The following is a 22,000-nucleotide window of genomic DNA, read 5'->3' as shown; positions in this document are numbered from 1 at the left end:
GTATTCCATCGGTTTGTCTTCGTAATTCACTAAACTGTGGCTATGTTAAGACTTCCCATAGAGCTAGAAATTGGCCTGCGCTATACCCGATCCAAGCGTCGTAAGACAGTGGGTAGGCGCGACGGCTTCCTATCTTTCATTTCTGGAATCTCGACTGCTGGTATTGCCTTAGGTGTTGCCTCCCTGATTGTTGTTCTTTCAGTCATGAACGGTTTCCAGAAGGAAGTTCGTGACCGCATGCTATCTGTTCTCTCCCATGTAGAAATTACTGCACCAGAAGGATTGGCTAATTGGGAGCCGGTTGCTCTTAAGGTTGCTGCACAACCACATGTAGTGGGCGTAGCCCCAATGGTGAGCTCGCAAGGTTTACTTAGTCGCGACAATGTCATGCGCGGGGTCACTATCCGAGGCATATTACCTAGTGAAGAAGGAAAAGTGTCTGATCTGCCAAAACAATTCGTTGCTGGCAGCATTGATGATCTTAAGCCTGGCAGCTTTGGCGTTGCTCTGGGTGCTCAACTTGCAGCACTCGTCGGCGCACATGTTGGCGATCGTATTAACTTAATCGTTCCTGAAAGTGATTTAACACCGGCAGGTGCAATGCCACGCATGCGTACACTGCAAGTAGTGGGCATTGTGGATAGCGGGCATTACGAATACGACAGCTCTTTGGCAATCATGCATTGGAAAGATGCTGCTGCCTTACTGCGCTTGCAAAACCCATCTGGTTTGCGTGTGAAGATAGACGATATGCAGCGTGCACCTGAGATTGCCAATCAACTTGCTGCAGTAGTACCCCAAGCTTTATGGGTAACTGATTGGTCACGCTCAAATCGTAATTGGTTTGCTGCGGTTCAAACTGAAAAGAAGATGATGTTCATCATCCTGACTTTAATTATTGCGGTGGCGGCATTTAATCTCGTATCTACATTAGTCATGACCGTGAATGAGAAACAGGCTGATATTGCTATTTTGAGAACAATGGGTGCGAGCCCTGGCTTGATTCAAAGAATCTTTTTAATCCAAGGCTTAGCCATTGGCATCCTTGGCTCTTTATCAGGTGTTGGCTTAGGTTTACTCATTGCGCTCAATATCGATGTCATCGTTCCTGCGATTGAAGCAATCTTCCGCGTACGTTTCTTGCCACGTGAGGTTTATTTCATCAGTGAGTTACCTTCTGATGTCAGATTAAGTGATGTAGTGACCGTCGGCCTGATGGCATTCGGCTTATCGGTGTTAGCCACTCTCTATCCAAGTCGTCGTGCCGCCAAAGTACGGCCTGCGGAGGCCCTACGATATGAGTAATCAAGATAATTTAGTTCTCATGGCTAGAGGTTTAGCTAAGACTTATGGTCAGGGGCCCACAGCTGTAGAAGTACTCAAGAGTATTGATTTAGATGTTATGCCTTCAGAGAAGGTTGCTATTGTGGGTTCATCTGGCTCAGGCAAAAGTACCTTACTACATCTTTTAGGAGGTTTGGATAATCCAAGCGCAGGCACTGTTGTTTTAGCGGGTTCTAATTTAAATCAGCTATCTGTCAAAAAGTTAGATCAACTCCGCAATCAAAGCCTAGGGTTTATTTATCAGTTTCATCATCTCTTAGATGAATTTAGCGCTGTTGAGAACGTCGCTTTACCTTTACGTATTCGAGGCTTAGATAATGATGAGTCTATGGAGCGCGCTAGCAAAATACTCAAAGCAGTTGGTTTAGCTGCACGTGAGTTACACATACCTGGTGAATTATCAGGGGGCGAGCGTCAGCGCGTGGCCGTTGCAAGAGCCTTAGTCGGTAATCCTGCATGTGTTTTAGCCGATGAGCCAACTGGCAACTTGGATACCGAAACTGCCGATAGTGTTTTTGATTTAATGCTAGATATTGCTCGCGATCAGGGAACCGCCTTTGTGATTGTGACGCATGATCCAATCCGTGCTAAACGTTGTGATCGTATTTTGCATTTAGAGCGTGGAGTATTAAAGACTTTCTTGCAATGAGTCAGCATCCTATGTGGATTGATACCCATTGCCATCTAGATGCGCCTGAGTTTGAGCGTGCCTTACCTGGGGTCATTCAGGCTGCTACTGAAAAGAATGTTCAAGCCATTTTATTACCTGCAGTAAAAGCGGGTGATTGCCAGCATGTTCGTGAAATTGCCAAACATTACAGTCAATTGATTCCGGGCTTGGTTTATACGCTTGGCATTCATCCTCTTTATACCAATCAAGCCCAAGAAGGTGATATTGCTATTCTTGAACAAGAAATATCGCAATCCCTTACTGACCCTCGCTTTGTTGGTATCGGCGAGATCGGCCTGGATTATTTTGTGGAAGGCTTAGATCCTCATAAGCAAGAATATTTTTTTAATGCGCAATTAGATCTAGCTCAACAGTTTCAATTACCTGTAGTTCTGCACGTACGTCGCTCCCAAGATGTTATCTTGAAAGCCTTACGCCGTCGTAAAGTTCCCGGTGGTATTGCACATGCATTTAATGGCAGCTTTCAGCAGGCTGAACAATTTATTGAGCTGGGTTTTAAGTTGGGATTTGGTGGCGCCGCTACTTATGAGCGTGCCTTACAAATTCGACGACTCTTAACGGATTTACCTATAGACAGCATCGTTACAGAAACCGATGCGCCCGATATTCCACCAGCATGGTTAAGAGAAGAGGGGCTTGCATTTAACGAGCCAGCCTTCTTGCCTCGTATCGCCAGGACTTTGGCGTCTATTCGTGGAGTCAATGAGGCTGACTTTGCCTTGGCAGTATGGCGCAATGCCATGCAGGTATTACCCCGTTGGTCAGCGCTCTGCGCAGATCTCTCAAATCCCAAACTAGCTTCTTAAGCTCTTGCGCTTTGCGATTACGGCATTTATCGCCGGGGGATCACTCCTTTTCTTTTTACCAAAGATTCCGTTTTATTGGATGTCCGCATGCTTTCTGCTTAGCATCAGTTGCATATTCTTTTTCTTCATCAGCAAACCATTAAGTCAGTTACGCAAATCAGCAATTATTGCTTTCATATTCATACTGGGTTTTGCTTGGAATGCGCGCTATGCTGAAAATCGATTGGATAATATCCTGTCTCCAGAAATGGAAGGTAAAGAATTACTAATAGAAGGGCGCGTAGCTGCATTGCCTCAAGGAAATTCTGAGGGCGCCAAGTTTACATTTGAAGTGGATGATGCTACAGGCACGCTTCCTCGGCGTATCTATTTAAGTTGGCAGCCTGCCTGGAGAAATCCACAGGCAATTCCTGAGATTATTCCTGGCCAACGTTGGGAGTTCAAAGTAAAACTCAAGCGTCCCTACGGGTCTCTCAATCCTTATACCTTTGATTTTGAGCGATGGTCCTTTCATCAAGACTTTGGGGCTAGCGGCTCAGTGCGATCAGGAGAATTGATATCCGCTAAAGATATTGGGTTAACAGAGTTTGAGCTGCGCATGGAGTTAGTGCGTTGGGAATTACGTAAAAAGATTCAATCCATGTTGCCAGCAGATGCTCGCTATGCGGGTGTGATTATTGCTTTGGTAATGGGCGATCAAAATGCGATTGATCAGGATGACTGGCAGGTATTCAATGCTACCGGTATTGGGCACTTGATTTCTATATCAGGGCTACATGTGACGATGTTGGCTGGCGTTGGTGCATCGATAGCAGCCTTTATTTGGCGACGCCGCTCTTGGCCACTACTCATTCCTGTTGGCAAGGTTGCTGCAATTGCTGGATTTTTGACGGCATTTATCTATGCATGGTTAGCAGGTTTTCAGATACCGGCGCAAAGAACCATGTATATGGTTGGTGTAGTGGCATATGCGCTATGGTCTGGCAGAAATCCTAGATCCTTTGATATTTGGTGGTGGGCATTAGCATTTGTTCTATTGATTGATCCGATGGCACCATACACCCCAGGATTTTGGTTGTCATTTGGCGCAGTTGCAGCCATCTTATATGCCATGGGTGACTCAGCAGGTTTGCTAGGCATCCCAACTGGAAAGGAGCTTGAGGTTCATTGGACCCATCGCTTCATTCAAGCCTTACGTGAGGCCTGTCGAGTACAAGCGGTTGTTACCATTGCATTACTCCCATTGACTTTGTATTGGTTTTATCAGGTATCAGTAGTCTCACCATTGGCTAATGCCTTTGCAATCCCTTTGGTGAGTTATCTTGTGACTCCATTAGCGATTGCTGGCGCATTGCTACCGCAATTACTTGGTAAGTGGCTTGTATTGCTAGCCCATACGTCAATGGAGTGTCTAGCGATTGCATTAGATTGGATGGCCAGTTGGAATTGGTCAGTAGTTTGGGCGGGGCAGCCAGTGTGGTGGATCTTATTGATATCAGGAGTGGGTATTACTTATGCGATTCGTCCAGGAAGATTACTTAGTAATTGGAGAATGCGCACTTTAGCTTTATCTCTATCCATCCCTTTATTTGTTCCGCCACTCAGTTTCTCAAATCCAGATTCTTTAGTTGTTGGTGAATTCAGGGCAACCGTTCTGGATATTGGCCAAGGCACGGCAGTCTTGCTTGAGACGGAAAATAGGAAATTACTTTATGACACTGGACCCATTCAGGGAAGGAGGGATGATGCAGGGCAGCGTGTGATTCTTCCTTATCTGCGAGGCAGAGGTATTGAACAAATAGATCGCATGGTGATTAGCCACAGTGATAGTGATCATGTGGGCGGTGCCGCTACCTTACTAAAGCAAATTCAGTTTGATTTCATGATGGGTTCATTACCTAGAGATAATCCTTTACTTCAAAATCTTCAGACTAGAAAAATCCCGAGTATCCCCTGTCGGTTTGGGCAGCGCTGGATTTGGGATGGCGTTGAATTTATAGTATGGCACCCAAATGAAGACACACTTTTTGAAGAGCAATATTCTAGGAAGCCCAATGAAATGAGTTGCGTGCTTGAGGTTCGCAACCAGAATGCTTCCTTCTGGTTAACCGGTGATGTAGAAAAGCAGGGTGAGGCTGAGATGGTGGAGCGGCTCAATCCAGCGATATTAGAAGAGATTGGTAATAGGCAACTCATCTTCATGGCGCCACACCATGGAAGTAAAACATCCTCATCCTTCGACTTACTCAAAAATTTAGAGCCTGATCAAGCTTTTGCACAAAATGGTTATCGTAATCGCTATGGCCATCCACACCCCACTGTTAGCGCACGCTATCGAGATTTAAATATTCCTTTTTATCAAACCCCTATTACCGGCGCACAAATCTGGACATTTAAAAATAACACTAAGTCTTCGACACAATTTTGGCGACGTGATATAAAGCATCTTTGGCACCGGAATGTCAAAGAGTAATATAGAGCGAAGCTAAAAATGGAAATGCTTATCGCTAGTGTATCTAGCGGCAATAAATCCCTCTTTAGTTGGTCGATGTATGATTTGCAGACTTAAGGGGATTTAGATATGTACAGAATAATTTTTTTACTCATAGTTAGTCTTGGTTTAATAGCGTGCAGAGGTAACGATAAAGTCGTTAGTGCCTGGGAGATAAATGATGTTTATCAATCTACCATCGTTAGCTCAAATCCAAGCACTGGTGGAAAAACATATCAAGGGCCTCCTATCAACACAATGGATGCTACTAATACATTTGAAATGTTTAGTCTGAGAGCAGAGCAATCGAAGCAGGGTGCTAAAACATATGAACTCCTTGTTTTGCTGACTTATTTCTCTCCATGGCGTTACTACGAATCTGCTAACTTGCTGAATAAACCTGCAAGCACTTTCAAAGTGGTGTCCCGAGAAGCTGGGATCTGTGAGGCTAGGGGATGCGTTTTTAAAGAATTAATGTCAATTCAGGTGACCGATGCTTTTTTGCGGGAGCAAACAGATAAGGGATTCCAAGTCACGATTTCTTCAAAGACTGGGGTCAGTAGCGATTTGTTTTTGCCAGCCCAGTATCTGAAGGGCTTCTTACAGGCAGTGGATGGCCCTAAAAACTAGCATCAAGGAACTTTGCAATTTAGCCTCAGCTAAAAAGCAAAAAGCCCTTAAAAATTAAGGGCTTAGTACTGAATTACTGGTTGCGGGGGCAGGATTTGAACCTACGACCTTCGGGTTATGAGCAAGAAAAACAGCCTATTTCTTAGCGTTGATTATCGTTCCTAAGTGTTTGTTAAATCTACAGAAGTCAACAAATATATGGCTTTGAAGCCTATGATTAGAATTGCTTGATATTCCCCAAAATAGATATAAAATCAATACATGACCAATACATGGGATTTTTAGGTTAAATGGCTACAAAACACATTGGATTTACTGCTAATAAAATCAAAGACTTAGCCTGCGAAAGTGGTAAGTCTCAAACCATCCATTGGGACAGCAAGACCCCCAGTCTAGGCTTAAGGGTTACGCCAACAGGAAATCGAGCCTATATCTTTCAAACATGGTTTAACGGAACGAACCTTCGCTTAACTATTGGTGATATTGAAACTTGGACATTGGGCGCGGCACAAGTCGAAGCAAGGCGATTAAAAGTGCTTACAGACCAAGGAATTGACCCAAGGGAAGAAAGGGCTAAAGCCGAAGCAAAGAACAAGGCAAGCCGTTTAAAGGGCGTTACTGGGCTTGTAGTTTGGGGTGAATACATCAAAGCAAGACAGCACCAATGGGGTGATAGACATAAGTCCGACCATAAGGATATGGTGCGTAAGGGTGGCGAAAAGATTACAAGAGGATTGAAGATTGGTCAGCCAGCAGTCAAGCAAAAAGGAATCTTGCTCGACCTACTGTCTTTGCCTATCAATGAAATTACAAAAGATAAAGTTTTGGCTATGGTTAAGAAAGAGGTTAAAGATAGACCTTCAAGGGCTAGGTTGGCTTTGTCTGCTTTAAAAGCCTTTCTTACTTGGGCTGCTGACCAAAACGATTACAAGGCATTGGTGGATACAACTGCCTGCGATAGATTAACTAAGGAACTTCCTCCTAAACAAGCTAAAGACGATTGCTTGCAAAAGGAGCAATTAAAGACATGGTTTGATGGGGTTAAAAAAATTAATAATCCTATCATTGGTTCATACCTTCAAATCCTTTTACTTACCGGTGCTAGAAGAAACGAACTAGCGGCACTTGAATGGGCTGATGTTGATACCCAATGGCATACGGCTTTAATTAAGGACAAGGTAGAAGGAACTCGAACCATACCTCTAACGCCATATGTTGAGTTGTTGCTTAACAATCTAAAAAGGGTGAATAAGTATGTATTCGCAAGCCCAACAGCTAAAAGTGGTCGATTGACTGAGCCACGCAAGGCACACCAAGTAGTGATTGAAGGTGCTGGCATTCCCAGCTTATCTATTCATGGCTTAAGAAGGTCTTTCGGAACACTTGCTGAATGGGTTGAATGCCCAACAGGTATTTCCGCACAAATCATGGGGCATAAGCCAAGCGCACTTGCGGAGAAGCACTACCGCAGACGCCCTATTGATTTATTGCGCCAATGGCATAGCAAGATTGAAAAATTCATTCTTGATGAAGCTGGCATTCCACAACCACAAGAAGGTGCAAAACGCCTAAGGGTCGTAAATACGGAATAATAGAAATAGCCTTTGCCTAGCTTGACGAAGCGAAAATCAGGATTACCTTCCCTGACCGGCAAAGCGCTTTATTGAAGGTGCATAGAGGTATGCCATGGTTGATGTTGAAAAACTCAAAAATACTATTCCAACGCCAAACTGGACAAGCTGGAAAAACAAGCGAACTGTAACGCTAAATCAGGCGCTTTTACTATGTATGAATGTTTGCCCAAAGTGGTATGAAGCAAGAGAAGATAAAGATAAGTTTTTATCTAACCTAACTATTTGGAGTCAATATCGCCTTTATTTTGAAGATGCCCATGATTGGGCTTCCGGAAGTGGTTGGGTAATTGAGTATTTGGCAGAAGCGGACATACAAAAAGATGATTTTGTAGATTTAAAGAAGTTCGCAAGGTGGGCTTGTGAAGATGTTTCATGGAATGAGCAAAATGAAATTCCAAATGAATTTAGGGCGCTGGCTAAATTTAGTGAAACATCACAATTGCTTACAAGTGCAAAGGTAATTCAAAAATGGCAATTAAAGCCCGGCAAGGCTTATCCCGGATACCGCCTTGCTTTGTTTGAATTTTTAGAAAAAGAATATAAAGATGGAAAAGAATATCCACCTAACGCCTATGATTTCATAGCTAAATTAAAGCAAGATGTAAAAGACAACCAAGCACCTGAAGATATTTTTGTTAGAAATAAAGGCATTGATTACATAACGAAAGATGGTGTAACCAATAAAGCTGACCTAAAAGCAATCAATCAAGCAATTGATAATTTAATTATTAAGTTATCTGAAGACGAATAAATTCCGAATACATTCCAAAGAGTTGGAATACCTTCCGAATAGACCAAAAGCCCTATTTTTGGGGTGTTTAAAGAAATAAAAAACGCCTAGCCTACGCCTGTTGCAATCAAATAACAGGAGTAGTTGCCATGAATCAATCTAATGAAGTAGTAACAAATCTTCCGCCCGGACTATCGGCAATCGCTGGTAATAGGGATTTAGTAAACACTTCCGAATTCGCCCAAGTATTTAATGTGGCAAGCCAAACAGTTCGCAAGAACTACTCTTTGACTGGCGAAGCGTACGGCATTCGACCTACAAAAATTGGTAACCGCTTGCTTTGGTCGGTAGCCCAAATAGCTGAAAAGCTAAGAGGTGCGCTATGACCCACGCCCAAACTATTTACGAATCAATGCCGGATGAAGTCAAACGGCAATTTGAGCTTGATGTAGTGCTTTCTGTAAGTAGGTTGATTGAGGAGATTGAATATAAACATCCCTTCTTGAGCAACCAAGAGAAAGCCTTTTTTACCACTATGGGCAACGCTAGTAAGGATGCAAATTATGGCGCAGTCTATGAAGCCTTTGGAAAGGTATTGTCAGAATGAAAAAAAACGCCTATCCCAAAACCTCAAGAATAAGCGCCCTTAGCAAGCCTAATTCTAAAACCAAATCTAAATTAAAACTAGTTACCAGCACTTTTATTCGAGGTGCAATATGACTTCAATACAAGATAGAGGTGCAGCTGCTATAGCTATGTATTCCGCAGCTAGTAAGTTGATTGATGAAGATAGACCAAAAGTGTTTTATGGGCATGAAGTCGGCTGGGTAAATAACCTTGAATGGTTTGAGCCAGTTGTTAAAACTTCAGCCAGAAATCCATTTCCATTAGATGCTTTGCCTGACATTATTCGTGAGCATGTCCAAGAGGTCGTAGAAATTACTCAATGCCCAATTGCTTTGGCGGTGAATAGTGCATTAGGTGCGTTAAGTGGTGCGGCACAAGCCCATTTTGATGTGGCTAGAGATGCCAATACAAAAATCCCAATTTCGCTATGGTTTATGACTGTCGCTGAATCAGGTGAGCGGAAATCTTCTGCTGATAGGTTTTGTTTTGAGCCTTTTAAAACTTGGGAATTAAGTCAGCATCTTGAGTATTCAAATCAGTTACAAGAATACAAGCTAGAACTAGAAGCCTATGAAGTAGCTAAAAGTACCATTAAGTCCGGTAGTAAGAAACAGTCCCCTGAAGAAATAATGCATCAATTGCGAAGGTTAGAAGAGCCTGAGCCGCCAATTGAGAAAATTATTCTTTGGGAAACATTCACTACTGAAGCCTTAATTAAGCATCTATCAGGATTTCCTATTGGCTATGGATGTGTAAATGAAGCCGGAACATTGCTGGGTGGTTATGCAACGAAACCAGAAAATGTCCAAAAAACTTTTGCAACTTGGAATAAGTTGTGGGATGGGCAGTCAGTTAAGGATGTAACAAGAGGTGAAGGTACTAGGTTTGTAGCCAGCCCTAGATTTACATTCCAATTGATGTTGCAGGAATCAATTTACAAGTCGCTACTAGGCATTGGTAATGGTATGGCTCAAGGAATTGGCTTAACCAGTCGATTTTTAGTGTGCCAGCCAGAATCAACTATGGGTATGCGGTTTTACTCTGAACCTCCAAATCGCACAAATCGCATTAATAGGTTTACCAAAATACTCACTCAATTCTTAGATAAGCCAATGCAGTTAGAAAATGGAGTTCTTAAGCCTGCAGTTCTAAAGCTATCGCCAGAAGCAAAGGTGGAGTGGATTGAGTTTCATAACCTAGTCGAGCAGGGCATAGGTTTTGAAGGCGACTACCAAACCATCAAGAGCATTGCGGCTAAATCTGCTGAAAACCTTCTTCGTATTGCTGCAAATTTTCAAGTGGCTATAGAGCCTAATGCCAATGAAATATCAGCAGAAATCATGCGGTCTGCTAAAGAGGTTGCAAATTACTACTTAAATGAAGCTTTAAAAATAGTATTGCCACAGGCGCAGATAGATGCAGAAAAGATTTTGAATTGGCTGGTAAGAACCATTGGCATGCATCCATATGAAAAAAAGTTGGTAAGTAAGAATTCAAGCATTCGTAAAGCAGATAGGGTCAACCCAGCAATCGACTACTTGATTGAACAGGGATTAGTCCAAACCGCAATCATTAATCAGGTTGAATGGATGGCAATTAATCCATATTTACTGGGGGGCAGATAGTGCGATTAGTGCGATTGGTGCGATTCAAGTGGCTAAATCGCATGATTCGCATGAATCGCAGTAATGCAGATATATGACAAAACTATCAGAACGACTGGAATTGAATCGGTCTATGCAGCCGCCTAGTAAGGCTGACCCAACAAGTAGGGATATTGAAGAGTTTGAAGATTTATACAAATTCCTCGCCCCTAAAAACGATTGGAGTGAAGCTGACTATGGTGCTTGGTGCGTTGACCTTGCTGAGGATAAAAAACTCACCATAGGCTGTTTAAGAGCCTTACAGAATGCTTATGAAGCAGGGCGAGCAATGACAAATGATGACTGGAGTAATTAATGGCAGATAAAAAACAAGTGCTTACATTAAAGCTGGAAAAAGACCAAACCAAAGAGGAGGCATTAGCTGAATTTAATTCCAAGTCCGATTTTTTAAGCACCGCAGTTAGGGAATCATTTGATATTGGTTTGGGTGAAGATTTTGGTTTTCAATCCACTATGCAAGTATTGGAAAAGACAATCGAACAAATCCAATCAGGTGACTTGTCCAAGATTGAGGAAATGTATATAAGCCAAGCAGTTGCATTGGAGGTGATGTTTACAAGCCTAGCAAGGCGAGCCAAGGCGCAAGAAAAGCTATTGCAATACGAAACCCATATGCGATTTGCTTTAAAAGCCCAAAATCAATGTCGGGCTACTTTGCAAGCATTGGTGCAATTAAAGCAACCAAGCAATACGACCTTTGTTAAGCAAGCCAATATTGCCCAAGGTCATCAACAAGTGAACAATTTGGCAGAAAAAAACATAACGCCACAAAACGAACTATTAAAGGGTAACTATGCGGAATTGGACACCGGAACAACGACAATGCCAACGGGAACTGATACAACGATGGAAGCCTTGGAAACAATCGACAGGCGCAAAGACGCCGGAAGGTAAGAAAAGGTCATCACAGAATGCCTTCAAAACTGGTAAAAGCCTAGAAGTGCGTGAATTGATTAAATACTTAAATAATTTATTACGAACTCAAAAAGACCTGATAGGATAGTTAGTCTACAGGGGGATATATGAAGAAGCTATCGACACTTCTATTAGTTGTTGGGCTAGGTTTGTCATCCAATGCTAATGCTTGGTTTTTCTTCTTTTTGCCTAGCAGTGCCACCAGAGCAATTGGAGATGCCTTTACTGGAGCCAAGGGAGATATTTGTGTCAAGGATACTTATAAAGAAGGGGATGTAATCCCATCGCCTGTTACTACCAACACCGCAAAGATAATATCGCTTTCAGGCACTTCTTCTATCTGTCAAAATGCTGCATTACCAATTCGTGCTGAGGTTGAGTTTACATATAACCATTCATCAAAAGCTGGCATTGAAGTCCCAGATGATTACGATGCTCAACCCATTAAAGATTTAGAGAGATTTAATGGTCGTCTTTTATTAGCAAAGTCAAAAAGTGTTAGCGATAAATCCATCATGATTTCCAGTATGGCTAAGAAGCCAAACCTAGATATGGACACAATGGCGAATAACTTTGAGAAGGCACAAATTAATTTACTCAAAGATGGAGCAAGCAAAAACTCAGAACGATTAAAAATCAACGGATTGAATGCACTTCGTTTTGAGGTTACTGGGACAACAAAAGGTGTATTTGGTAAAGATATGACTTATTTGATAACTCTAATTGATGCTGGGAATGAAGTTTTATATATCAATGAGTGGTGTCCAAATGGCATGTTTCCAGAAACAAAGCCTGAATTCGTAAACATAGTAAGTTCAATTAAGGGCTTAGAAGGCGAATCAATAGCTGACGGCATTAAAACCACAGTAACCAAGCAAACTATGCCTGTAAAGGCAGACTCTAAACCATCCGCACTAGCCCCAGTAATAAGCCCAGCAACATCAAGTTCGAGCGGTAGCCCAGCAGATAAGCTAGAAACATTAAACAGCATGCTGAAGAAGGGGTTAATTACTCAGCAAGATTACGATTCCAAAAAGGCTGAAATTCTCAAATCTATGTAATAAAAATAAAGGTCTAAAAATGTTTAATTTCAAAAGCACCATTCTTTTAATGGTGGTTGGCTTGGCAACCTTCTTATCAGGATGCGCATCTATCGACCCAGTCCCATTCAATGGTCCGAATGGCAAGAAGGCGTATTCAATGCGTTGTAGCGGGATGGGAAGAAGTCTAGAAGCTTGTTATCAAAAGGCTGGCGAGATTTGCCCATCAGGCTATTCAATCATTGATAGGTCAACAGGAACGGTTGGAGTTCCCACTTCAGGTGGAATGATAATTGCGCCTCAAAACACTCTAGCAATCGAGTGCAAATAACTGAATTGACGATATGAAAATCATAGCTTTATTGCTAACACTTTTTTTAGTTGGTTGCGGTAGCGTGAGACAACAGGATTTAGATGCATGGGTTGGTGTGCCAGTTGAGGCATTGGATACTCAATCCTTTTTCCTAACCTTGCCAATGATTAAGACAGTAACGGATAGTGGCGTTGAAATCAGGGTCTATCCAAATAAAAGGGCTATTGGGGGCTGCGGAAGCTTTGGGACTGTTTCTTATTCAGCTTTTCAGAGTTTTCAAACCTGCTCATCTCAACTTGTTGGGTGTGACAATATCTTCTATATTAAAAATAAGAAAATTATTGAATACAAGCCTGTTGGTAAGTGTATGACCGATGAAAGAGTTAGACCTGAGTCAAACTATGAAAGGTTCATGAAGTAAATTCTTGGAATTACTACTGACACCTAAACCCACCCATGCCATTTGGAACGCAATTAACAACAGGCGGTTGAACCGGTTGTTGTGGTGCTTGGTAAAAAGGATTCTGGTTCTGATTTGTATACGAAGGTAGTGGAGCAGTAATCTTAGGTGCGGTTATCTGCTGAATGCTATTTTGAATATTTTGGTACTGCATTTGTCTAATTAAAGCTTCTTGATATGCTGTGGGCGGCTGTTGTGGTTGCTGAGGTTGGTTATATTGCTGAGCTTGTTGGGGCTGCATTTGGGGAGAGCTATCCATATAAGATTGAAAGGCTGATGTGAACTGACCAATACTTTCATTCTCAATTTCATTCTTTTGAAAGTTTGCCTCACCGATTGTTATTTTTTTACTGATTAAATTTAAATAAACGAGTTTTAATCTATCCTGCTCAGCTTTATAAGCCGATGTTATAAGTGGGTAGTCTTTCAATGGAGTGATTCTAGCTTGTAAACATTGCTGAAAAAATGGTAGCAATTCAGAAAGGGCTTTAGATTGAATCGCAGTGATTTTCGCTGTGGACTCTACAAGGCTTTTTCGATTCGGGTCGGAATAGTGGCGATATAAAACATCCTTGTACACTAAAGAGCCATTAGGTGAGGAATCTACTTTTTTAGAACATTCTTGAAAGTTAGAATTACTTATATCCATGGAGCTTGCTAATTTCATAGGAACATTACCAAAGCTAGATTGTTGATTGGTTGATTGCTGATAATTTGACTGTTGATAGTTTGATTGACGATATGGAGCAGGCGTGCATCCACTGAGTATTTGAACTAAGAGCATGGTAATTAGAGTAAGTGCAACTTTAAATGGCTTCATAGTGAATCCTTTATATATCCTCTATTAATAGTAGCCCTTCTTTTGCCTAAAACCGAATATGAACAATCGGTTTGAAACTAAAAACCAATTCTTTTCGTTTAAAAGCAACTCGGACACCAATTTTCTGCAAAGTAAGTTGAGGCAGGGGGGGTGTCCTAAAGGGCAGAACGCCTACAAAACCGGCAAAAGCCTAGAAGTGCGAGAGTTAATCAAATACCTTAATGAATTGTTGCGAGAGCAAAAAGAGTTAATTTAAGTGAACGGCTTGAGGGTGGCTAAAGACCAATCCACCTAACCTTACCTTATAGACATATAGTCTATATAGCTATTGTAGCTAGGCTTTATCAATGCTATTGATGAATTGATTTATAAAAACCAATCCAAACGAAAGGGCAACAAAAACAAAAAAGTCTTTTGCCCAATCGGGCGCTTCATGCTTACCCATTAGGTAGTAAGTTAAAAAGCCCAAGCCAATCCATATAGCAAGCATGATTAGGTTGTGTTTCATTGGAAGCCTTTTCAGTTTGAATCAGATTGATTTAGTCATATTAAAGATTTAATTCATTCAAATATTGATTTTTTCTTTTGGGTGGGCTGGTAATGGGGTCACGCACCACTAAAGGTCATGCCCAAATCAGTTGCCAAAAGAAGCTAAAAAGGGTGAATTTAGCCTTGCAACCAATACATAGCCAATACATAGCGCATAAAAGCAAAAAGGCTTCAAAGACATAATCGCCCTAGAAGCCTTCTACTGTTTGGTTGCGGGGGCAGGATTTGAACCTACGACCTTCGGGTTATGAGCCCGACGAGCTGCCAGACTGCTCCACCCCGCGTCTGAAGCTGAAATTCTACCATTTTTTAGGGGTCTCTGTCGAGGTTTTCCTGCAATTGGTATATAAAAAAGCGGTTTTTGAAGGTTTAGCACATCATTTAACAGGCCTCCATAAGGAGTAATATATTGCGACACAACATTGCAATTAGGTCCATTAATGTCAGTTAGCAATCCCGAGTTCTCTGAATCATCCTTACTAAGGCCTGTAGATATCTCGCGTGAAGATCATCCGCACAAAAAAGGCGCTTCAGTAGCTTTGATGTTTGCTGCCATTGGCGTGGTCTTTGGCGACATTGGCACCAGCCCCTTATATGCATTGAAGGAATGTTTTAGTGCAGAGCACGGCATCCCATTTTCTACTGATGCTGTTTATGGCGTCATTTCAATGGTCTTCTGGGCTTTTGCAATTGTGGTTTCCCTTAAATATGTTTTGTTTGTGATGCGCGCAAATAATCATGGTGAGGGCGGAATTCTGGCGCTCATGGCCTTAGCTCTAAGAACTGCCCCATCTGGCTCAAAGCGTTCACTTTTGATCATCATGGCGGGCGTTTTTGGAGCCTGTATGTTTTATGGCGATGCCATTATTACTCCGGCCATCTCAGTACTCTCTGCGGTTGAGGGGCTCGAGGTCATTTCTCCTGATTTCACCCGCTTTGTTATTCCGGTAACGATCTTTATCTTAGTGATATTGTTTTTTATTCAGAAAACAGGCACTGATGTCGTCGGAAAACTATTCGGCCCCATCATGGTTGTGTGGTTTGTAGTTATTGGTTTGATGGGCTTGTACCAAATCATTCAGTTTCCAGCCATTTTTGGCGCTATCAATCCAATGTACGCCGTCAACTTTATGTTTGAGCATGCACTCCAGGGCTTTATTGTTCTAGGCGCCGTCTTCTTAGTATTGACTGGTGCTGAGGCCTTATATGCTGATATGGGGCACTTTGGGGTTAAGCCAATCCGCATGGGGTGGTTTTTTATTGTCATGCCTTGTTTACTCTTAAATTACTTTGGCCAAGGCGCCATGTTTTTAAATAATCCAGAGACTATTAGTAATCCATTTTTCTTAATGGTTCCTGAAGGATTTGTTTTTCCATTAGTTATTTTGGCGACCTCTGCAACAGTGATTGCATCACAAGCAGTTATCTCTGGGGCCTTCTCAATGACAAGCCAAGCAATCTTGTTAGGATTTGTTCCTCGCATGAAGGTACGTCATACCTCAGACAGTGAGATTGGCCAAATCTACATGCCATTAGTAAATTGGACTTTATTGGTCCTGGTGATTGCCGTCGTTTTGGCGTTTAAGAAGTCAGAGAATTTAGCTGCTGCCTATGGTATTGCAGTGACTACCACGATGATTGTTACCACCTTCTTAGCAGCTATCGTGATGCGGGTTGTTTGGCGCTGGAATACTTTCTTAGTTACCTTAGTAATTAGTGCATTTTTAGCAGTTGATCTTGCTTTTCTAACAGCAAACCTTTTGAAAATTATGGAAGGTGGGTGGTTCCCTCTGCTATTGGGCGCAATCTGTTTCATAGTTCTCATGACCTGGTACCAGGGACGCAGGATATTGCGTCAAAGCGCTATGAATAAGGGTATTGCTCTTAAGGGATTTATTGATGTCTTGATGCAGCATCCGCCTCATCGGGTTGAAGGGACTGCAGTCTTTCTGACAGCTCACGTAGACTATCTACCGGTATCTTTTTTGCACAACCTCAAGCATAACCATGTGCTTCATGAAAGAGTCTTTTTCTTAAAGATCAGCATTTGGGATGTGCCCTACGTTAAAGACGAAGAGCGGATTACTCTTCGCGATCTTGGAAATGGCATCTATGTGGTGCGTGCTGTCTATGGTTTCAATGAAACACCTGATGTAGTTCGGATTATTGAATCGGTTGAAAAATCTTGCGGACTGAAGTTTGATTTGATGGATACCTCATTCTTCTTATCTCGAGATACTCTTGTTGTTACTGATATTCCTGGCATGGCACTATGGCGTGAGCGTTTGTTTCGCTGGATGTATCAAAATGCAGGGCGTCAGTCTGACTTCTTTAAGATACCTACCAATCGAATTGTTGAGTTGGGTTCGAAGGTGGAAATTTGAGAAGTCTGGTTCTACGCTCAACAATATTCCTCGGAATTTTTCTTGTAGCTTGTTCATTTAGTGGCTTAGTCCTAGCGACTCCTGCAGAAGAAGCCGAGCTTGAGCAGTTAGATAAGGTTGAACAAGAGTTAGAGCTTCAGCGTGAGTGGGCCAAATATCGCTGGGGCAAGGCATCTTCTGAGTGCTATCAAAAGTATTGGGTGAATTACTGTATTGGCAGTGCTAGATCCCAATATCGCAAAGAGATAGATCCAATTACCCAGCAAGAGATTGCACTTCATGAAGTTCAGCGAAAATTACGCAAGAGCTTAAAAGATCAAGAAGATATTAAGCGCGCTGCTGAGCGAGCCTCGCCTGTGAAAGCGGCTGAGCGCGCAGATAATCAGCGTGAATTTGAAGAAAAGCAGAAAGAAGCTGCAGTAAGAGCGGCAGACCTAGAGCAGCGCCGCAAAGATGCGCCTAAGCGTGCGCAAGAGAATAAAGCAGGCACGCAGCTCGATTAATTACTGATTCAATATTTTTAATTTCATGATTAGGTAACTCTTGGCTAAAGTCAAAACAGTTTATATCTGCCATTCCTGTGGTGGCACCTCTGCAAAGTGGCAGGGGCAGTGTCCGTCCTGTCAGGAATGGAACACGATGGAAGAGGGTTTGCCTGAGATAACAGCAAATTCTCGCTTTCAGGGCTTAGCGCAATCTTTACCAAGACAAAAACTTTCTGCAATTACTGCAGAGGATCTACCCAGATTTACTACTGGCGTTGAAGAGTTTGATCGCGTCTTGGGCGGAGGCTTAGTTCCTGGTGGTGTGGTTCTTTTGGGTGGTGATCCTGGAATTGGTAAGTCGACATTGCTATTGCAAGCTTTGGCGGAGATGAGTGCTGCTGGCATGAATGTCCTCTACAGTAGCGGCGAGGAATCAGCAGCCCAAATTGCATTAAGAGCAAAACGGATTGCACTCAATGCGCCACAGTTAGAGGTCTTAGCAGAAATTCAGTTGGAGAAACTGATTTCGATTATGGACACCGTTAAGCCACAAGTATTGGTAGTGGATTCTATTCAAACCTTGTACTCCGAAGTGCTCAGCTCTGCTCCTGGATCTGTAGCGCAAGTGCGTGAGTGTGCTGCGCAATTAACCAGAGCTGCTAAATCGAGCGGTATCTGTGTATTGATGGTGGGCCATGTCACTAAAGATGGGCACCTCGCCGGACCAAGAGTCTTAGAACACATTGTGGATACCGTTTTGTACTTTGAGGGAGATACCCATTCCTCCTTTCGCCTAGTGCGTTCGATTAAGAATCGTTTTGGTCCTGTGAATGAATTGGGTGTATTTGCAATGACCGAAAAAGGTCTGCGTGGTGTCACTAATCCTTCAGCCATTTTCTTATCGCAGCATGAGCAAATGGTTCCAGGTGCTTGCGTACTCGTTACGCAAGAGGGTAGCCGACCTCTCTTGGTAGAAATTCAGGCACTGGTAGATACTGCACACGTTCCTAACCCACGGCGTTTGGCAGTTGGCCTAGAGCAAGCTCGTTTAGCAATGCTCTTAGCAGTCTTGCATCGTCATGCAGGCATTGCTTGCTTTGATCAAGATGTTTTCTTAAACGCTGTAGGCGGCGTCAAAATCTCTGAGCCAGCCGCTGACTTGGCGGTGTTGCTGGCAATTCAATCATCGATTCGCAATCGTGCGTTACCAAAAGAGCTGATCGTGTTTGGTGAGGTTGGTTTGGCGGGTGAGATACGTCCATGCCCACGTGGCCAGGAGCGTTTAAAAGAAGCGGCAAAGTTAGGCTTTACGCTGGCCATTATTCCAAAGGCTAATATGCCAAAGACAAAAATTCCAGGATTGAAAGTAATTCCAGTTGAGCGTATTGATCAGGCAATTGCTGCTGCAGCTGAGCTGAGTTAAACCTCACGTTTTATTGGTGTAGATCTTCCGCCTGAATTAATAAGACTTGCTCTTCTCCAGCAGAGACTTCCATCCAGATTGCCGGAATTTGTGGAAAGGCTTTTTTGAAGTTTTCATACTCATTGCCAATCTCAATCAGAATAGCGCCTCGCTCAGATAAGTAATCTGGCGCCAAAGCAATGATGCGTCTGATTAAGTCCATACCATCATCTCCACCCGCTAACGCCAAGACTGGCTCAGCATGATACTCAGTGGGGAGCGCATTCATTGAATGCGTATTGACATATGGTGGGTTACAAATGATCAGGTCGAATAAGTTATCTTCATTAGGCTCAGGCAATGCATTCCATAAGTCTCCCTCCAATAACTCTACCTGGGAGTTCAGGCCGTGGCGATCTACATTACGGGCGGCTACAGATAAGGCTGGCATGCTGATATCGCATGCACTCACATGAATATCGGGGCAGGAGAGCGCCAAGAGAATCGCTAGCGAACCATTGCCGGTACATAAATCAAGTGCTTTTCCATCTGCAGGTAACCATGACTCTAATGAGCCATTCACAATGAGTTCAGCAATCCATGAGCGCGGAATAATACTTTGCTCGCTACAGAAAAAAGGGACGCCCATCAACCATGCTTCACCCAAGATATAGGCGAGTGGTTTGCGCGTAAGGATTCTTTCATCGGCAACAGCTAACGCTTTTTTCTGTTGCTCATCTGTGATAGGGTCATCTAAATGATCAAGCGCTTCACTAGGACTTAAATTGATTTGTTTGCTGACAAGCCATAAAGCTTCGCTTTGCTCATCAATTGCACCATGTCCATAATGCAAGTTTGCCGCCCCCAGTTTTTGTGCAATGTGATCTATGCACTGATTGACTGTTAAGGATTTTGAAGGCTCAGGATCCATGATGGATTGGATTAAGTTAGAAAAGAATGTATTGGCGACTAAGCAATGAGTTGCTCAAGTGTTTTGCGATAAATATTTTTGAGTGGCTCTACATCATCAACAATGACACACTCATTGATTTTGTGACTAGTGGCGTTGAGGGGGCCAAACTCTACAACTTCTTTACAAATCTTGGCAATAAAGCGACCATCGCTAGTACCGCCGGTAGTAGATAGTTCAGTTTCTAATTGAGTTTCTGCTTTGATCGCTTTACGTAACGCGCTAGCGAGCTCACCATCCCCAGTAATAAAGGGACTGCCACCCAAGTGCCAATCAATTTCAAAATCAATGCCAGCGTCTTTGAGAATCTTTTCAAGGCGCTCTCGCAATTGCTCAGGCTTACTCTCAGTGGAGAAGCGGAAGTTGAAATAAATTGTTAATTCACCAGGAATAATATTGTTCGCTCCGGTTCCAGAATGAATATTCGATATCTGAAAGCTGGTAGGCTGAAAGTATTGATTACCTTTATCCCACTCTGTTTCTACTAAAGCAGAGATTGCAGGTGCTGAAAGGTGAATCGGATTCTTGCCTAGGTGGGGATAGGCGATATGTGCCTGAATGCCTTTGATATTCAACTTGCCTGATAAAGAGCCGCGACGACCGTTTTTAATCATGTCGCCTAGTTGCTCTACTGAAGTAGGTTCGCCAATGACGCAATAGTCCAGGCGCTGCCCTTGTTTTTGCAAACGCTCACACATAATGACAGTGCCATCATTCGCTGGGCCTTCTTCATCACTCGTGATCAGAAAGGCAATCGAGCCTTGGTGATTAGGATGAGCAGTAACAAATTCTTCAGTGGCAACAACAAAGCCCGCAAGAGAGGTTTTCATATCCGCCGCACCACGACCATAGAGCATGCCATTGCGAATAGTAGGAGTAAAAGGATTGCTATCCCACTTTTCTAATGGTCCGGTTGGCACTACATCTGTATGTCCAGCAAACATCAATACTTTGCCTTGGTCACCAGACTTACCTTTTTTCATTGCCCATAGATTGGTCACCTGAAAGTGATCGGGGCCACTAACGACACTCTCAGTATGAAAGCCAATTGCTTGCAAGCGTTTAGCGATTAACTCTTGGCAACCACCATCGGCCGGAGTAACGGAGTGGCAGGCAATCAGAGCCTCAGTCAGCCCAAGGGTGGCGCTCATCAAAATTTAATCGCGGAGTAATTCGTTAATGGCGGTCTTTGCTCTAGTTTGAGCATCCACCTTCTTGACGATGATGGCAGCATACAAACTATATTTTCCGCAAGCAGAAGGAAGAGATCCCGGAACTACTACTGAGCCTGCTGGAACGCGGCCATAATGTATTTCACCAGTTTCACGGTCATAAATCTTGGTGCTTTGACCTAAATAGACTCCCATGGAGAGAACTGAATTCTCTTCGATGACTACGCCTTCAACCACTTCGGAGCGGGCACCGATAAAGCAGTTATCTTCAACGATCACTGGCCCAGCTTGGATCGGTTCCAAAACGCCGCCGATACCTACGCCACCAGAAAGGTGAACGTTCTTACCAATTTGAGCGCAAGAACCTACGGTTGCCCAGGTGTCGACCATAGTGCCTTCACCGACATAGGCGCCAATATTGACGTAGGAAGGCATTAAAACTGCATTTTTGCCAATAAATGAGCCGCGACGGGCAATTGCAGGGGGAACTACGCGAAAGCCACCTGCAGCAAAGTCAGCTGCGGTGTAGTTCTGAAATTTACTCGGTACTTTGTCGTAAAACTGGGTGTACCCACCAGCACCCATAGGAACGTTGTCCTCTAAGCGGAAAGAGAGCAAAACAGCCTTCTTCACCCACTGGTTGACATCCCATTTGCCAACGCTACGGCGTTCAGCAACGCGAATAGTGCCAGCATTGAGGCCTTCTAAGACCGCATTTACCGCATTACGGACATCCCCTGGAGCGGTATCTGGGGAGAGGTTTGCGCGGTTTTCCCAGGCTTGTTCAATGATGTTTTGTGGTGATTGGCTCATGCTTTTTAGTTAACTATCAGATTGTTAAGGGGTTTTGTCCCTGGAGGTAGATTTATCATT

The 22,000-nt window shown here is 43.1% G+C and carries 23 protein-coding genes and 1 tRNA gene; 18 read left to right on the top strand and 6 right to left on the bottom strand.

The genetic code is table 11. From position 1 onward, the window contains the following. The first annotated feature begins 42 nt into the window (after window positions 1-42). The 15 genes from ICN29_RS03560 to ICN29_RS03490 all read left to right on the top strand — a co-directional run bounded on the left by ICN29_RS03560 (window position 43) and on the right by ICN29_RS03490 (window position 13,306). Window positions 43-1,305, top strand: coding sequence for a lipoprotein-releasing ABC transporter permease subunit (locus tag ICN29_RS03560; protein WP_216129785.1), 1,263 nt, complete (start codon window positions 43-45; stop codon window positions 1,303-1,305). Further along, on the top strand, window positions 1,298-1,993 hold the full coding sequence (locus ICN29_RS03555) for an ABC transporter ATP-binding protein (RefSeq protein WP_216129783.1): 696 nt from the start codon (window positions 1,298-1,300) through the stop codon (window positions 1,991-1,993). The genes ICN29_RS03560 and ICN29_RS03555 overlap by 8 nt, the downstream gene beginning before the upstream one ends. Window positions 1,994-2,004: 11 nt before the next feature. Further along, window positions 2,005-2,841 carry a TatD family hydrolase gene (locus ICN29_RS03550; protein WP_216131973.1) on the top strand — a complete coding sequence of 279 codons (837 nt, stop codon included), beginning with the start codon at window positions 2,005-2,007 and terminating at the stop codon, window positions 2,839-2,841. A gap of 79 nt (window positions 2,842-2,920) precedes the next feature. Further along, the gene (locus ICN29_RS03545; protein WP_216129781.1) at window positions 2,921-5,314 is read left to right on the top strand and encodes a DNA internalization-related competence protein ComEC/Rec2; all 2,394 of its coding nucleotides are present in this window, start codon (window positions 2,921-2,923) and stop codon (window positions 5,312-5,314) included. A 108-nt stretch (window positions 5,315-5,422) separates the two neighbouring features. Continuing rightward, window positions 5,423-5,962: a hypothetical protein gene (locus ICN29_RS03540; RefSeq protein ID WP_216129779.1), complete on the top strand. Its 540-nt coding sequence runs from the start codon at window positions 5,423-5,425 to the stop codon at window positions 5,960-5,962. Between the two features lie 290 nt (window positions 5,963-6,252). Further along, window positions 6,253-7,554, top strand: coding sequence for a tyrosine-type recombinase/integrase (locus tag ICN29_RS03535; protein WP_216129777.1), 1,302 nt, complete (start codon window positions 6,253-6,255; stop codon window positions 7,552-7,554). 94 nt (window positions 7,555-7,648) lie between these two features. Continuing rightward, window positions 7,649-8,347 (top strand): hypothetical protein, encoded by a 699-nt coding sequence (locus ICN29_RS03530; RefSeq protein ID WP_216129775.1) that lies wholly within the window; start codon window positions 7,649-7,651, stop codon window positions 8,345-8,347. Between the two features lie 128 nt (window positions 8,348-8,475). Continuing rightward, window positions 8,476-8,712, top strand: coding sequence for a hypothetical protein (locus tag ICN29_RS03525; protein WP_216129773.1), 237 nt, complete (start codon window positions 8,476-8,478; stop codon window positions 8,710-8,712). Next, window positions 8,709-8,933 (top strand): hypothetical protein, encoded by a 225-nt coding sequence (locus tag ICN29_RS03520; protein ID WP_216129771.1) that lies wholly within the window; start codon window positions 8,709-8,711, stop codon window positions 8,931-8,933. The genes ICN29_RS03525 and ICN29_RS03520 overlap by 4 nt, the downstream gene beginning before the upstream one ends. 109 nt (window positions 8,934-9,042) lie before the next feature. After that, window positions 9,043-10,578, top strand: a complete 1,536-nt coding sequence (locus ICN29_RS03515) for a YfjI family protein (protein ID WP_216129769.1) — start codon at window positions 9,043-9,045, stop codon at window positions 10,576-10,578. Window positions 10,579-10,690: 112 nt separating this feature from the next. Beyond that, on the top strand, window positions 10,691-10,912 hold the full coding sequence (locus tag ICN29_RS03510; RefSeq protein WP_216129767.1) for a hypothetical protein: 222 nt from the start codon (window positions 10,691-10,693) through the stop codon (window positions 10,910-10,912). Continuing rightward, a complete protein-coding gene (locus ICN29_RS03505; RefSeq protein WP_216129765.1) occupies window positions 10,912-11,511 on the top strand; it encodes a hypothetical protein in 600 nt (199 codons plus the stop codon). The genes ICN29_RS03510 and ICN29_RS03505 overlap by 1 nt, the downstream gene beginning before the upstream one ends. A 128-nt stretch (window positions 11,512-11,639) precedes the next feature. Further along, complete coding sequence (locus tag ICN29_RS03500) at window positions 11,640-12,593, top strand: SHOCT domain-containing protein (RefSeq protein ID WP_216129762.1); 954 nt, start codon at window positions 11,640-11,642, stop codon at window positions 12,591-12,593. Window positions 12,594-12,612: 19 nt separating this feature from the next. Further along, window positions 12,613-12,903 (top strand): hypothetical protein, encoded by a 291-nt coding sequence (locus ICN29_RS03495; protein ID WP_216129760.1) that lies wholly within the window; start codon window positions 12,613-12,615, stop codon window positions 12,901-12,903. Between the two features lie 13 nt (window positions 12,904-12,916). Beyond that, on the top strand, window positions 12,917-13,306 hold the full coding sequence (locus ICN29_RS03490) for a hypothetical protein (RefSeq protein ID WP_216129758.1): 390 nt from the start codon (window positions 12,917-12,919) through the stop codon (window positions 13,304-13,306). A gap of 13 nt (window positions 13,307-13,319) precedes the next feature. On the opposite strand, the gene ICN29_RS03485 is transcribed toward ICN29_RS03490, so the two are convergent. The 3 genes from ICN29_RS03485 to ICN29_RS03475 form a co-directional block, all read right to left on the bottom strand. Further along, entirely contained in the window at window positions 13,320-14,165 is an 846-nt protein-coding gene (locus ICN29_RS03485; RefSeq protein ID WP_216129756.1) for a hypothetical protein, read from the bottom strand. Between the two features lie 334 nt (window positions 14,166-14,499). Further along, window positions 14,500-14,673, bottom strand: coding sequence for a hypothetical protein (locus ICN29_RS03480; RefSeq protein ID WP_216129754.1), 174 nt, complete (start codon window positions 14,671-14,673; stop codon window positions 14,500-14,502). Window positions 14,674-14,921: 248 nt separating this feature from the next. Next, window positions 14,922-14,998: transfer RNA gene (locus ICN29_RS03475), tRNA-Met, on the bottom strand. A gap of 258 nt (window positions 14,999-15,256) precedes the next feature. Here ICN29_RS03475 and ICN29_RS03470 point away from each other — a divergent pair. Genes ICN29_RS03470 through radA form a run of 3 tightly spaced genes read left to right on the top strand, consistent with a single transcriptional unit; the run spans window position 15,257 to window position 19,006 of the window. Continuing rightward, window positions 15,257-17,098, top strand: a complete 1,842-nt coding sequence (locus ICN29_RS03470) for a potassium transporter Kup (RefSeq protein ID WP_255538130.1) — start codon at window positions 15,257-15,259, stop codon at window positions 17,096-17,098. Then, a complete protein-coding gene (locus ICN29_RS03465; RefSeq protein ID WP_216129750.1) occupies window positions 17,095-17,601 on the top strand; it encodes a hypothetical protein in 507 nt (168 codons plus the stop codon). The genes ICN29_RS03470 and ICN29_RS03465 overlap by 4 nt, the downstream gene beginning before the upstream one ends. A gap of 40 nt (window positions 17,602-17,641) precedes the next feature. Beyond that, entirely contained in the window at window positions 17,642-19,006 is a 1,365-nt protein-coding gene (gene radA, locus ICN29_RS03460) for a DNA repair protein RadA (RefSeq protein ID WP_216129748.1), read from the top strand. 10 nt (window positions 19,007-19,016) lie between these two features. On the opposite strand, the gene prmB is transcribed toward radA, so the two are convergent. The 3 genes from prmB to dapD are packed head-to-tail and all read right to left on the bottom strand — an operon-like array spanning window position 19,017 to window position 21,940. Beyond that, window positions 19,017-19,916 carry a 50S ribosomal protein L3 N(5)-glutamine methyltransferase gene (gene prmB / locus ICN29_RS03455; RefSeq protein ID WP_216129746.1) on the bottom strand — a complete coding sequence of 300 codons (900 nt, stop codon included), beginning with the start codon at window positions 19,914-19,916 and terminating at the stop codon, window positions 19,017-19,019. 38 nt (window positions 19,917-19,954) lie between these two features. After that, window positions 19,955-21,106, bottom strand: a complete 1,152-nt coding sequence (dapE, locus tag ICN29_RS03450) for a succinyl-diaminopimelate desuccinylase (protein WP_216129744.1) — start codon at window positions 21,104-21,106, stop codon at window positions 19,955-19,957. A gap of 6 nt (window positions 21,107-21,112) precedes the next feature. Then, a complete protein-coding gene (gene dapD, locus ICN29_RS03445; RefSeq protein WP_216129742.1) occupies window positions 21,113-21,940 on the bottom strand; it encodes a 2,3,4,5-tetrahydropyridine-2,6-dicarboxylate N-succinyltransferase in 828 nt (275 codons plus the stop codon). Between the last annotated feature and the right edge of the window lie 60 nt (window positions 21,941-22,000).

The sequence above is a fragment of the Polynucleobacter nymphae genome (assembly GCF_018882155.1).
In the GTDB taxonomy this organism is placed as follows: Bacteria; Pseudomonadota; Gammaproteobacteria; order Burkholderiales; family Burkholderiaceae; genus Polynucleobacter; species Polynucleobacter nymphae.
Note: the sequence above shows the minus strand (reverse complement) of the source record. Positions and strands in the feature narration are given on the sequence as shown.

Bases quoted from the DNA above. Each gene is read 5' to 3' on its own strand.
- ICN29_RS03560 (WP_216129785.1), top strand. From the start codon at position 43: ATGTTAAGACTTCCCATAGAGCTAGAAATTGGCCTGCGCTATACCCGA.
- ICN29_RS03555 (WP_216129783.1), top strand. From the start codon at position 1,298: ATGAGTAATCAAGATAATTTAGTTCTCATGGCTAGAGGTTTAGCTAAG.
- ICN29_RS03550 (WP_216131973.1), top strand. From the start codon at position 2,005: ATGTGGATTGATACCCATTGCCATCTAGATGCGCCTGAGTTTGAGCGT.
- ICN29_RS03545 (WP_216129781.1), top strand. From the start codon at position 2,921: ATGTCCGCATGCTTTCTGCTTAGCATCAGTTGCATATTCTTTTTCTTC.
- ICN29_RS03540 (WP_216129779.1), top strand. From the start codon at position 5,423: ATGTACAGAATAATTTTTTTACTCATAGTTAGTCTTGGTTTAATAGCG.
- ICN29_RS03535 (WP_216129777.1), top strand. From the start codon at position 6,253: ATGGCTACAAAACACATTGGATTTACTGCTAATAAAATCAAAGACTTA.
- ICN29_RS03530 (WP_216129775.1), top strand. From the start codon at position 7,649: ATGGTTGATGTTGAAAAACTCAAAAATACTATTCCAACGCCAAACTGG.
- ICN29_RS03525 (WP_216129773.1), top strand. From the start codon at position 8,476: ATGAATCAATCTAATGAAGTAGTAACAAATCTTCCGCCCGGACTATCG.
- ICN29_RS03520 (WP_216129771.1), top strand. From the start codon at position 8,709: ATGACCCACGCCCAAACTATTTACGAATCAATGCCGGATGAAGTCAAA.
- ICN29_RS03515 (WP_216129769.1), top strand. From the start codon at position 9,043: ATGACTTCAATACAAGATAGAGGTGCAGCTGCTATAGCTATGTATTCC.
- ICN29_RS03510 (WP_216129767.1), top strand. From the start codon at position 10,691: ATGCAGCCGCCTAGTAAGGCTGACCCAACAAGTAGGGATATTGAAGAG.
- ICN29_RS03505 (WP_216129765.1), top strand. From the start codon at position 10,912: ATGGCAGATAAAAAACAAGTGCTTACATTAAAGCTGGAAAAAGACCAA.
- ICN29_RS03500 (WP_216129762.1), top strand. From the start codon at position 11,640: ATGAAGAAGCTATCGACACTTCTATTAGTTGTTGGGCTAGGTTTGTCA.
- ICN29_RS03495 (WP_216129760.1), top strand. From the start codon at position 12,613: ATGTTTAATTTCAAAAGCACCATTCTTTTAATGGTGGTTGGCTTGGCA.
- ICN29_RS03490 (WP_216129758.1), top strand. From the start codon at position 12,917: ATGAAAATCATAGCTTTATTGCTAACACTTTTTTTAGTTGGTTGCGGT.
- ICN29_RS03485 (WP_216129756.1), bottom strand. From the start codon at position 14,165: ATGAAGCCATTTAAAGTTGCACTTACTCTAATTACCATGCTCTTAGTT.
- ICN29_RS03480 (WP_216129754.1), bottom strand. From the start codon at position 14,673: ATGAAACACAACCTAATCATGCTTGCTATATGGATTGGCTTGGGCTTT.
- ICN29_RS03470 (WP_255538130.1), top strand. From the start codon at position 15,257: ATGTTTGCTGCCATTGGCGTGGTCTTTGGCGACATTGGCACCAGCCCC.
- prmB (WP_216129746.1), bottom strand. From the start codon at position 19,916: ATGGATCCTGAGCCTTCAAAATCCTTAACAGTCAATCAGTGCATAGAT.
- dapE (WP_216129744.1), bottom strand. From the start codon at position 21,106: ATGAGCGCCACCCTTGGGCTGACTGAGGCTCTGATTGCCTGCCACTCC.
- dapD (WP_216129742.1), bottom strand. From the start codon at position 21,940: ATGAGCCAATCACCACAAAACATCATTGAACAAGCCTGGGAAAACCGC.